The organism is Cellvibrio sp. 25HG11W-0 (assembly GCF_057815475.1).
Window position 1 is genome coordinate 3,287,686 of record NZ_CM174230.1, and the last position, 12,242, is coordinate 3,299,927.

Below are 12,242 nucleotides of genomic sequence, written 5' to 3' on the forward strand. Positions count from 1 at the left end.
CCCTTAATAACTTCATTTAATTCGTTAAAATTCTATATAAGCCCGTGTCCCAATTGCTAAAGCGTCCTCACCTGTGGGCACCATCGCCGGCTGAGCAATGTAATAAGCGCTTACTTGCCAACTTAAGTAATCGACTATCGGCGTGAAATAACTTAACTCCCATGATGTCTCGGCGCTCAGTAACCCAGGGTTTTCTAGCAGATAGGCTTTACCATTACGCGCATGGGCTACCCCCAATCCCAAACTGTCGTCAGGGTGCCAAATATTATTGAATACCACACCTGCACCAGCGTAATGTTCGAGTTGATTGCGCTGCTCATCTGCCTGCCCCAACTGCAAGAAGACCGCTAAGGTTTCATTAACATATTTTTCTGCAATAACATAAGCGCCCGAGTTGCTATCGGTTAATGCACCTATGACGGGATTCTCCACTAACGCAGTATGCTGCCAAAAACCGAGCGCCACTTTGTAGTTTTGCTCTTTCAATACACCCCACTCCAATGCACTAAAGGTACCGTCATCACGCCCAAATTTAATATGAGTTCCGCGTCCATGCGCTGGGTCACCAGGAACACCGTCATATACTCCAGCCAGTAAATACTGTCCGTCTACATGAACACTAAGCTGCACCGCCACAGCTGTGGTTGAAAATATTGAAGGGCCCACTTGAGCAGTGTCTGGCCCGATACCAAATGAGGGATGCGTGAATAGCCCAGCAGACTCCAACGAATAAAATGTGGAGTTGTAATCATGTAAACCTACGAGCACTTGCACAGCATCATTGGCAAAACTATGTCGGTACCAAAACTCATAGAGCAAAATATTATTATCAGTGGCTATATTGGAAATTCCCTGCAGGTCGCCCGTTAAGTCCGAAGGATTACGACCATAATCACCAAGTACATAGGCAAACCATTCACCCCCAGACCACCAACCAGCGGCCTGAGTATCAAGCGCCAAGGTCAAATCAACATTGGCAAGCTGGCGTGCGCCGGTATCTAAGCCACCCTGCAAATTGACAATAGATTCCAAGGTCAATGCCGTGGTTAATTCGAAGGGGCTATAGCCGTCAACATAGGGCTCATCCACTCGCTGAGCAGGCAATTCGGCCCAAGCTGAACTTAAGCAAAAATAGTATGCGCAACCCCAGACTATTTTCTTCATGCTGAAAATCCTTTCAAACTAACGGAAATGAATTTTCAAAGTATAGGCAGAGAATATTGTGAGGGTGATTTTTAATCGGCTAGCCACTTAGCAGTAGCTAGCAATACCTGAAGCCTACTTATGTTGTGTATTGGGTGGGAAATTTAGGGCTTGTTGTCTTGCAGCGCCAATTTGCGCTTGGTGAGCGCTGTCGCTTGATGCTCGAAGGGGTTTTCTGGCCAGGGGTGACGTGGATAGCGACCGCGCATGTCTTTGCGCACATCGGGGTAGCCCTGCTGCCAGAAAGTTTGCAGGTTGGTGGTAATTGCCAAAGGGCTGCCGTTGGGCGCGAGCAGGTGAATTTTGAGCGGCAAACGGCCCTCGGCCAACTGCAATTGTTCGCAGCCAAAAAATTCTTGTAGCTTGGCGCTAATTTGCGGCGCCCCTTCTGCCGAAAACGTGACGGCCACATTGCGTCCACTCGGCAAGGTTAGGCTTTCCGGCAAAATAGCAGCAATCTTTTGGCAGTTGTCATAACCCAAGTAAAACGCCAAACCCGCATTAAAAGGAAGATGCTCCAGTCGCGTTGAGGCATCAACAAAGGGCTCCAACCATTGTTCTAAACAATCTATCAGGTTGGCATCGTCCAGAGCGGGCAATTCCAACAGCTGCTCGGCAACTAATAGCCGCGCGGCCTGCAACAAACGTTCCGCAGCGGGCGACCAACTCATCGCCGCCAAACCGCTCTCAAGCATTTTGGCGCGAATATGTGCAATGAGCTGTGGGGCCAATTCGCGCGCGGGAATTTTCTCCCAGTGCTCATCGATAATCGCCCCGCCCATGTGCCAACTGCAGTGCTGTTGCCATTGCGATGCCTTGAGCACTAGCTGCGTTTTCAGAATGCTCAGCTGCCGCTGCTGCGCTTGCGATAAGGTCAAGGCCACGCCCAAACCTGCATGACCTTTGGCTTTGGGATACAGCAAAGGAAATACTGCCCAGTGGGATTCCACCCGCCCTTGCGCCTCAATACTAATGCCGGAATTAAGCCTATAGCGCCCGCTTTCTTGGCGCACACCGATACGGTCATTAAAGGCGCGCGCTAGAGTCAGTGCATCCAGTGCTTCGCCCGCGCTGGGCTGAATGGCCAATACGCCCAACCAGCGCTTGCGCTGTTGCTGCCACTGGCGGTTGCGCGCCATTTCTTGTTGTGCGAGCTGCAGGTAGGCATCCAAATCACCTTCGCTGCTCAGCTCAAAATGCAGCGCCAAGGCTAAGAGCAAACTGGCTTCGGTAAATTGCGTTTGCACTGCCTGCAAGAGCAATGCGGCAATGCGCGGATGCGTCCCCAGCGCGCTCACCTGCTGCCCTTCATGGGTGATGCGACCCTGCGCATCCACTAACGCCATTTTGTGCAGCTGCTGTTGCGCTAAGCCAAATGCCATTGCGTTGGGCGCTTCAATCCAAGGCAAGTCTTTAAGCGGGCTACCCCAGTGGGCGATACGCAGTGCGAGCGGCAAATAATCGGTATTGCGAATTTCCGGCAGATCGGCAGCGGCTAGGGGTTGATCTTGCGACCAGAGCCGAATGCAGTGGCCCGCTTGCACCCGCCCCGCACGACCACGGCGCTGTTCGGCGCTGGCCTGGCTGATTCGCGCAGTGCGCAAGCGCGTTACCCCTGTGCGCTGCTCAAATTCAGCGCGACGCGCCAATCCTGAATCCACCACGAGGGTAACGTCGGCAATCGTGAGCGAGGTTTCGGCAATATTGGTGGCGAGAATAATACGCGCCCCTCGTGCAGGGTCTAATGCGGCCATCTGCTCTGGCGCGGCCACACGGCTGTGCAAACGAAATATAGCCTGGGACGGATACTGCTGCGCAATGGCAGCCGCAGCCGCTTCTATCTCGCGCCACCCCGGTAGAAACACCAAACAGCTTTGCTGCTGCCACTGGGGGCATGTTGCCAAGGCGCGCAGTAAGTGACGCTCCAAAGGTTCGGTGCCGCCATAGCCACTGCCATAAGTTTGCGCGGTATTTTTTGCGGGAACATAAGCCGTAGTCACTGGAAAGCAGCGTCCAGGCGTGAACAACCGCTGGCGAATTTGCTGTTGCAGTGCGGGGTCGGGCGTGGCGCTCATGAGCACCAGCTGTAAGTCCTCGCGCAGAATTTGCACTTCTTGTAACAATGCCCAAGCCAAATCCTGATTCACACTGCGCTCGTGAATTTCATCGAGCATCACACAGGCCACGCCCTCAAGCGTCGGGTTTTGCAGCAAATGTTGCAGCAAAATGCCCGGGGTCATTAACAGCAACTGGGTACTGCTGGACTGGCGCCCGCCATAGGGCACCTGATAACCCACCCGCTTGCCAACGTCTTCGCCCAATAGCTGAGCCAACCGGTTTGCCAACGCCTGAGCCGCCAATACCCGCGGCTGAATCAACCACACCATCTGCCCCGCAGGCGCCTGCTCCAACGCCCACAAGGGCGCGAGGGTAGATTTACCGGCACCGGGCTCGGCTTCTAATAAAAGTGGCGTAGCACTCAAAGCATGGATGAAATCACTGCGCAGGCTGTAAAGCGGAAGATGGCTTAGGTCTAATGACAAGATAGGTTCCAGAGGTAAGGCTGACGACGGCAACACCTGAAGATGTTGAAAACCCTGCATTCTACTGCATAGCGCTGATGACAAAACATGGCCGCGAATAACCCTCTGGCCAAACAGTTTTTCATCACACCTGTGCAAACCAAACCGAACTTAGTCAAACACATAGGCCAACTGCAGCGAACCGGCCAAACTGCGCCCAGGCGCTGGCTCAAAGGCACGGCCATTGGTTTGATTGACGATGACCGCACCCACGTAGTTTTCATCGGTTAAATTATTCAGCCTAAGCCACCACTCAAGGCGCCAAGCGGCCCAGGTTTGCTCGCCTTGCATTACCGCATCAAAGCGCTCATAGGCGGGGGCATAAATTTGATTGTCGTCACTGGCCGCCACCTTAGTTCGCCCTTGCAGTGCCAAACCTAGAGCTAAACGCGCGTCGCCCAAGGGACGATAATCCAGCTGTAGTTGGCTGTTAGCCCGCGCTACACCGGGCATCTGCCGCCCCTGCCATTCGCCCTCATGGTAAATTGCGGTTAAATATTGCGCCGTAGCGCGCCATTGCCAATAGGCGTTTAGTTGTTGGTAGGCGTTAACTTCAACCCCTTTGCGACGCGTTGCGGCAGCGTTGCTATAGGTGGTGCGCCCATTATTGGATTGATCCACCACAATCTCTGCGCGGCTCTCTACCCTAAATTGCGTGAGGCTGAATTCTGACAAACGCTCATCCCCCCGCAGCGCAACGCCACTAGATTGATAACGCAGCCCCCACTCATATTGGCGATTTTGCGTCGCCGCCAAATCCAGGTTCAGCCCACCGCTTAAGTCCGCGCTCGCTCCACTTGAACCAGCAGGCGTAGCGGTTGCTCTGTATACCATTTCCGTGAGTGTAGGCGTTTCATAGCCGCGCCCACCGCTGGCGAATAGCTGCCAGTCGCTAAGATCAGCAAATCCATCAGCAGGCAGCCTATAGGATGTACCCAGAGCCCAGGCCTCTTCATCAAAATTGCGTGCACCTGAATCATCAGGGTTGCCCAAGGGGTCATTATTGCTCGGGGCCTGAAGGTAAAAATCATCCACTTCAAGATCCACATAGCTTAAACGCCCACCGCCGAACAAACGCCAGCGCTCTGTAGCCTGTAATTCCAACAAACTGTAGATATCGCGATTGAGTACAGTGCCGAGCTCATTGCGGCGCAGCTCGCCTTTGCGCCCTACATCATTTACAAAGCCGCGACGGCGATCCGCCATCTGCGCCACTTCCGCGCCCACACTTACAGTGGCGGGCATGCTAAAAACCTGTAGATCTTGGGTGAAGTTGCCATTAACACCAGCAAAATCCTTGGCGAGGTCCACTACCCCGCCATTGGTTGTTTCGCCGCCAAAACCGAGATACTGCTCGATATCCCGCTGACCCTGCCAGAGCGCTAATTGCCAGCGGCTATCACCTTGCGCTTGGCGCAGGCTGAGCGAGGTCTGTTCGTGTTCAATGGTTTTATGGGTATCAAAACGCTCGGCAGCAACTGCCGTACCTTGAGGGTCTTGGCGCCATTGCGCCGCAGTGAGCCCGAGTGGATCTTCTAAGCGCGGATCGTGACTTGCATGATGACTGAGGCGCAGCTCAAGTGGATTATCCCACTCGGGCTTATCCCATAAATAATAAAGCTGCCCACTTAACTGCTGCCGCTCTGCCGCCGCGTGCGGCCGCGTGCCATCGGTGCTCATATCGCTTAGGGCAAGCTGGGCGGCCAAGCCCTCTTGACGCCACGCACCCGACCAATATTCGCGCGCCAGCCCATCATCACCCGCAGTAAGCCCTAGGCGTAGCTGCGACGCCTGCGGCAGCGCAGAACTCAACCGCACTACTCCACCGCCATTGCCATAGAGCGCGGCAATGGGGCCGCGCAATAATTCCACAGCAGCAACCTCATCCAACATAACGCTCGACAACTGCCCCTGGCCGTCGGGCATCGACAGCGGAACACCATCCAGCTGCAGGTCAATGCCGCGCACCCCAAAGGCTGAGCGCGCGCCAAAACCGCGCAAGCTGATGCGCGTATCCTGCGCGTAATTACTGCGCGAATCCACCTGCAAACCGGGTAGGTGTTGCAATAGTTCTGCGCTGTCGATACGTGCGCTGGGCAAAAGATCTTTTGTGGATAATGACACCAGATTAACGCCCACAGCCGTATCATTCGCCGCGGTTGATGACGCCTCAACTAGGAGTGTTTCCAATACCCCTACAGGAGCGGGAACTGTGTGTTTTGCACTCACCCAAGGGCTGTACAACAACCAGCCGACTAAGGCCCAAGAACCTAATAATTTCATCTTGTAAAACGCCATTCCACCTAACACCTTGTATTGTGCTCAATCATGCACTCTAATGTGATTAACAATCTTTTGTGTATAGAAAAACCAACCTATAAATACACAAAGCGTCTATGACCGAAGCTTCGTTAGGGACCAGTATACTGACCGCAAGATCAAAGGATCTATTTATGCCACAACAGTTTCATAACCAAGTTGAACAACTGCGCAGTCAGTTTTGCGCCAGCCTTACCTTGCGCGCGCGCCGCCTCGACGAAATATGGAGCCACCTACAGCATCTAAATTGGAGCGAAGAAGGTGTTAAAGCCCTGCAACAGTTTGCGCATAAATTAGCCGGATCTGGTGCCAGCTTTGGACTGCCTGAACTGAGCCAAAGCGCACAAGAACTCGACAGCTATATCAATGATCTTCTCGTTCTCGAACGCGGATTTGGCGGCCAAGAACGCACGCAACTGGCAGAGCGCATAACACACCTAAAAACGGCCATGCTCAATGCCCCACAAGCTCAAATGGCATCCACTACGCCCATACTCAAACCCGAACCCATTCTTAACGACAAGCTCGCCGCCCAAAGTAAAGCTATATTTTTGATCGATCCAGACCCCTCACTGAGCGCATTGCTCTGTGTCTATTTGCGTGAAGCGGGCTTTCGCGTGGAGTATTTCGAAACACCACAAGACTGTATTCAACATCTCTATTTGCATACACCCCAAGCCATATTGATGGATCTTGATTTTGAGCATGGCGGCCTGCAAGCGCTTACGCTCTTGCAGCAAATGAAAGCACTCGTCCACCAGCAAGTGCCTATTTTATTGATGTCGGCGCGTACCGACGTCAATGCAAAACTACGCGCACTGCGCGCAGGTAGCAGTGATTACTTAACCAAGCCATTAGACTTTCACTTTTTAATCGCCAAGTTACACAACGCGATCAATCAACACGAAAAAAGCCACAGAGTCATGATTGTCGATGACGACTCGCAGATCGCCAATTACCAAGCGGAATTTTTACGCGCTGCGGGCATGCAGGTGCTGTGCGTGAACAAACCGCTCCTAGGTTTACAGCGCGCCGCGGAATTTAAGCCCGATTTATTAATTCTAGATATGCACATGCCGGATATGAACGGTATGGAACTTGCGATTTTGGTGCGCCAAGACCCACAGTTTTTTCTGCTGCCCATTATTTTTGTCACCTCGGATACCGACACACAGCAGCACAAAGAATTGAAAGCACTGGGAATTAACGGGCTGTTGCTCAAACCCGTAGAAGGCATGGATTTAATTAGCGCTTGCGAGCAGGCCCTGCAAAATACCTATGCGTTAAAAAATCGTATAGCGCGAGTCACGCAGCGCAGCCAACAACCCCAGCAGACAACGCGCAGTTATTTTTTTGCCGCGCTGAATCACGAACTGCAAAACAATAGTTTCGGCAAAGATTTAAGTGCACTCTATTATTTAAGCATCAGCCATCTCGACGAGCTCAGCCAACAATACAACACCATCGAACAGCTCACGCTGCACGAGCAGTTGTGCCATCACCTGAGCGCCATCATCGGTAGCGATGAGCTTTGGGTAGATCTTTCAACCTTGGTCATTTGCGTGCTCGCCAGTAAACGCAGCCCAGGTTTTCATCAACAGCGCAGTGCCCAGCTCGTTAAATACCTACTGGAACAAGATTACAAATTAGGCGCGACCTCAGTAAAACTGGATATTAATTTAAGCATTACGCACTTAAATCCAGCCTTAGGGAGCGCCAACCATGCCTTGATACAGGCCGAGCGCAGCTTTCAAAGCATCACCAAAGAAAATCCCGGCCATAAAGACCCCGAGAGCGTATCGGCGACCTATATTGAGCCCAGTAAAATTGAATTTAAACGCGATCTTCGCCTCGCCTTTCAACCTATCATCAGCTTAGAAGATGCGCACATTGATCACTTTTTAGTGCTCACACGCTTGCGCCGTGAAGACGGCGAGTTGCTACCCGCCGCGCAATTTTTAAACCGTTTCACCCAACCAGAGCGCTATGTAGAATTAGACCGCTGGGTGCTACAAGAGGCAGTAACGGCAATATCTGACAATAGCAATACGCGTGAGGATGCCACGCTGTTCATTCACCTCGCCGAAGAAACCCTGCAACAAAGTGCATTTTTTTCCTTTGTCGCCAACGTACTGCGCTCGTCGCGCCTGCGCGGCAACCAACGCTTAATATTCATGTTGGAAGAGCAGTGGGTACTGAATAATTTAGCCCATGCACGTAAGCTCTCCAAAACTATAGCGACCATCAACTGCGGGCTCTGCTTAACCCGTGCGGGCTCTCAAGCGCAAAGTATTGAATTATTACAAGAGTTGGAAATTCACTATGTACGCTTAGCACCCGAACTGATCAAAGCGCTGGAGACAAACCCGCAATTAGAAGCCTACGTAAACGCAGCCAATCAAAGTAATGTTATCGTCATCGCCACACAAATCGAAGACTCACTCAATTTATCAAACCTGTGGGCACTGGGTGTGCGTCTGTTTGAAGGCTTTTTTATTCAGCCGCCGGATAGCCGCTTCCACATGCAAACCGATATCGACTTTGCAGGCAAATTTACCCTATAAAAAGCAAAACAAGCACCACCATGGGCGCTGAAACGCTACTCAGGCCCATGCGGAATTTGCCAATAATCCCAATAACTTATATATTGGCTGCCTGTTTAAACCTTAATACTGCGCGAATTTCACTGAGCAGTAATTAGGGGCCGATCAAAGCCGCGGTAAAAACCCCGAACAAGATCGCTTTAAAATGGTCGTAAACGCGTAAATCCCCCCTGTTTAAGCCCCCATTTTCAACGTCAGTTATCAGCTGACTTAATGGGTTTGTCTTTTCAAATATTGGGTCCGATTTACCCGCACCACTTTGTTTTACTTACTACAAATCATTGGATGCCGCCGCCCATGGGCAGCACCAATAAACGCGTTATTTTTACTTTTTGAAATTGGAGCACAGCATGTCTAGCTTGATGAACACCTACGGCACCAGAACCCTCACCCTCGTTAAGGGCGCGGGCAGCCGAGTGTGGGACGAGCAAGGCAATTCCTATTTGGATGCGATCAGCGGCATTGCTGTCTGCGGCCTTGGCCACGCTCACCCCGCTGTCACCAAAGCGCTGTGTGAACAAGCCGCAAGCTTGGTACACGTATCCAATCTCTATAATATTCCCCAGCAACAGCGCTTGGCAGATATGCTCATTGAGCAATCGGGTATGGATAAGGTGTTCTTCTCCAATTCCGGCGCTGAAGCCAATGAAGCAGCAATTAAAATCGCACGTAAATACGGCAATGAAAAGGGCGTAAAAAACCCAGCCATCATCGTTATGGCCAACAGTTTTCACGGCAGAACACTCGCCACCTTGAGCGCCACCGGCAACCCCAAGGTACAGATTGGTTTTGAGCCATTGGTCGAAGGCTTTATTCGGGTGCCCTATAACGATGTGGCAGCAGTAAAAGCCGCCGCCCAAGAGCACAAAAATATTGTGGCAATTTTGGTTGAGCCCGTGCAGGGCGAAGGCGGCGTGCGGGTACCTGCTGCCGACTACCTAAACCAATTGCGCGCAGTTGCCGATGAGCACCAATGGCTATTGATGCTCGATGAAATTCAAACAGGCAACGGCCGTACCGGTACCTTTTTCGCCTATCAACACAACAATTTGCTACCGGATGTCGTTACCACGGCTAAAGGCTTGGGTAATGGCATGCCAATTGGCGCTTGCTTAGCGAGAGGCAAAGCAGCGGAAGTGCTGCAGCCCGGCAACCACGGCACTACTTTTGGCGGCAATCCTATGGCGTGTTGCGCCGGTATAGCGGTAATAGAAACACTGCTCGCCGACAAACTTATTGAGCAAGCCAAAAACCTGGGCGAGCAACTGCTGGCAGATTTTAGAACTGCACTCGCGGACAACCCCAAGGTTGTTGATATTCGCGGCAAAGGCTTGATGATCGGCATAGAGCTCAACGCGCCCTGCCCTGACTTGGTTCAAAAAGGACGCGATAAAGGCATTTTGATCAACGTTACGTCTGTAAATACCATTCGTTTATTGCCCACGTTTATTTTAACGGCAGCAGAAGCGAAAGAGCTGGTCACCAAGGTTGTTGAATTGGTGATGGAGTTTTAACAAGCGCGCGCATAAGGCGCGCGCTGCAATACAAAAAAGTAGAGCAATGATTATGGTTCCCTCAAAGGCACCGAGACATTTTTTAACCCTTAGCGATCTAAACCGCGACGAACTAAAACAGGTTATCGCCCGCGCGATAGAACTCAAAGCAATCCAGCGCCAAGGCACCTCACCAGAAGTATTCAAAAACAAAGTCCTGGCGATGATTTTCGAAAAATCATCGACCCGAACCCGCGTTTCATTTGAATCTGGTATGGCGCAAATGGGCGGCCACGCTATTTTTCTGTCCACCAAAGACTCACAGCTAGGTCGCGGTGAACCCATCGAAGATTCAGCTCGCTGCATTTCTAGCATGGTCGACATGGTGATGATTCGCACCTTTGCGCACGCCACAGTCGAGCGTTTCGCCGAGTACTCACGCGTACCTGTTATCAACGGTTTAACCGACGATCATCACCCTTGCCAGCTGCTGGCCGACATTCAAACCTATGTCGAACAGCGCGGCTCGCTCGCGGGCAAAACAGTCGCCTGGGTGGGCGACGGCAACAATATGTGCCAGAGCTATATGCAAGCTGCTGAACTCTGCGATTTTGAATTGCGCGTAGCGACCCCTAAAGGTTTTGAACCTTGGGATCACATGCTTGAAGCGGCTAAAGATCGCGTACACATGGCAGCCAGCCCACGCGAAGCGGTTACCGGCGCCGATCTTATTGTCACCGACACTTGGGCGTCTATGGGCCAAGAAGATGAAAAGAAACAGCGCGAAAAAATCTTTAGCGGCTATCAAGTCAATCACGAACTATTGAGCCACGCCAACAGTGATGCGCTCTTTATGCACTGCCTCCCCGCCTATCGCGGTAAAGAGGTGAGCGCTGAAGTATTGGATGACCCCGCCGCCGTGGTCTGGGAAGAAGCAGAAAATCGTCTTCACGCGCAAAAAGCCTTGATGGAATTTTTGTTCAACCAATAAACTAAACATTGAACAAACCGGTACAAATAAAAAATGCCTGAGGATCTATCCATCAGGCATTTTTTTTGGCTGTGATTTTCTGCTTCAGCTAAAGGGGAAATAAAACATAACCCGCAATCAAACAAAAGCAGATTAACGCAGAATAAACCTACTAATAGCGGATAAAAAAGCGCTTAATTGCGCGCTAACTCAGACTGAGTTTTATAGCGTTGGCGCAAAATATTAACGCGGAACACATAGGTTTTTGTCTCCTCATAGGGAGGTACACCCTGATATTTCGCCACAGCACCTGGGCCAGCGTTATATGCCGCCGTTGCTAGGGTGATATTGTTGTTAAATCGGTTTAACAGATAGGCTAAATACTTCACTCCACCACGAATATTCTGCGCTGCATTCGCCGTATCACTTACGCCCATATCTTTTGCGGTTCCCGGCATCAGCTGCATCAAGCCCATAGCGCCCTTACGTGAACGCGCCAAAGGATTAAAGTTAGATTCAGCGTGAATCACCGCGCGAATTAATGCCGGATCAACCCCGTACTCAGTCGCAGCTTGAGCAATAGAATAGGAAAACTCGGTCATATACAAGCGGGTCACGCGCCAATCAACACGGGAAAGCGCGCTACAGGCATAGCAACTGCTGTACACAATGACTTGATAGTCGAGCTTGCGCGGGGCTCGGTCTGAGTAAGCTGTAGTGCCCTCTTTACGATATTTAAAAAACTTAAAGCTCTTATCTTTGGGCTTGGCCTGCGCCGCAGCCTCTAACTCCAAACGCTCCTGCTCGCGCTGAGCGGCTTCACGCGCAGCCGTTTGCTCTGCTACTGCTCGCACTTGTGCCTCAAAATCCAACGTAGCGGCAGCAGAAGGCTTATTAGCTTCAGGCAATCTAACCTCTATGTGCATTGCCGCCTCCTCGCCATAGCAGACGCTGCCGATGGCTATCAGCAGTAAGCAGCAAGCAAGTCTTTGCAAAGACGTCATGGAATAGAAACACCCTTAGATCAATACATCTATTGAATACGGTCACTCAGTACATAGATAACAAAAGT

General features: G+C 51.5%; 7 protein-coding genes. 3 read left to right on the top strand and 4 right to left on the bottom strand.

Translation table 11 applies throughout. From position 1 onward, the window contains the following. Positions 1-24: 24 nt before the first annotated feature. The 3 genes from AC0KUT_RS13770 to AC0KUT_RS13780 form a co-directional block, all read right to left on the bottom strand. Positions 25-1,164, bottom strand: a complete 1,140-nt coding sequence (locus AC0KUT_RS13770; RefSeq protein ID WP_488830771.1) for a carbohydrate porin — start codon at positions 1,162-1,164, stop codon at positions 25-27. 143 nt (positions 1,165-1,307) lie between these two features. After that, on the bottom strand, positions 1,308-3,746 hold the full coding sequence (hrpB, locus tag AC0KUT_RS13775) for an ATP-dependent helicase HrpB (RefSeq protein WP_488830773.1): 2,439 nt from the start codon (positions 3,744-3,746) through the stop codon (positions 1,308-1,310). Between the two features lie 150 nt (positions 3,747-3,896). Then, entirely contained in the window at positions 3,897-6,083 is a 2,187-nt protein-coding gene (locus AC0KUT_RS13780) for a TonB-dependent receptor family protein (RefSeq protein ID WP_488830775.1), read from the bottom strand. Between the two features lie 155 nt (positions 6,084-6,238). Between AC0KUT_RS13780 and AC0KUT_RS13785 the strand changes: the two genes are divergently transcribed. The 3 genes from AC0KUT_RS13785 to argF all read left to right on the top strand — a co-directional run bounded on the left by AC0KUT_RS13785 (position 6,239) and on the right by argF (position 11,191). Then, positions 6,239-8,668: a response regulator gene (locus tag AC0KUT_RS13785; RefSeq protein WP_488830776.1), complete on the top strand. Its 2,430-nt coding sequence runs from the start codon at positions 6,239-6,241 to the stop codon at positions 8,666-8,668. A 389-nt stretch (positions 8,669-9,057) separates the two neighbouring features. After that, a complete protein-coding gene (locus AC0KUT_RS13790; protein WP_488830778.1) occupies positions 9,058-10,221 on the top strand; it encodes an acetylornithine transaminase in 1,164 nt (387 codons plus the stop codon). A gap of 52 nt (positions 10,222-10,273) precedes the next feature. Beyond that, complete coding sequence (argF, locus tag AC0KUT_RS13795; RefSeq protein WP_488830780.1) at positions 10,274-11,191, top strand: ornithine carbamoyltransferase; 918 nt, start codon at positions 10,274-10,276, stop codon at positions 11,189-11,191. A 173-nt stretch (positions 11,192-11,364) separates the two neighbouring features. Here the strand turns inward: argF and AC0KUT_RS13800 are convergent, their stop codons facing one another. Beyond that, on the bottom strand, positions 11,365-12,174 hold the full coding sequence (locus AC0KUT_RS13800; RefSeq protein ID WP_488830782.1) for a lytic transglycosylase domain-containing protein: 810 nt from the start codon (positions 12,172-12,174) through the stop codon (positions 11,365-11,367). Positions 12,175-12,242: the final 68 nt, after the last annotated feature.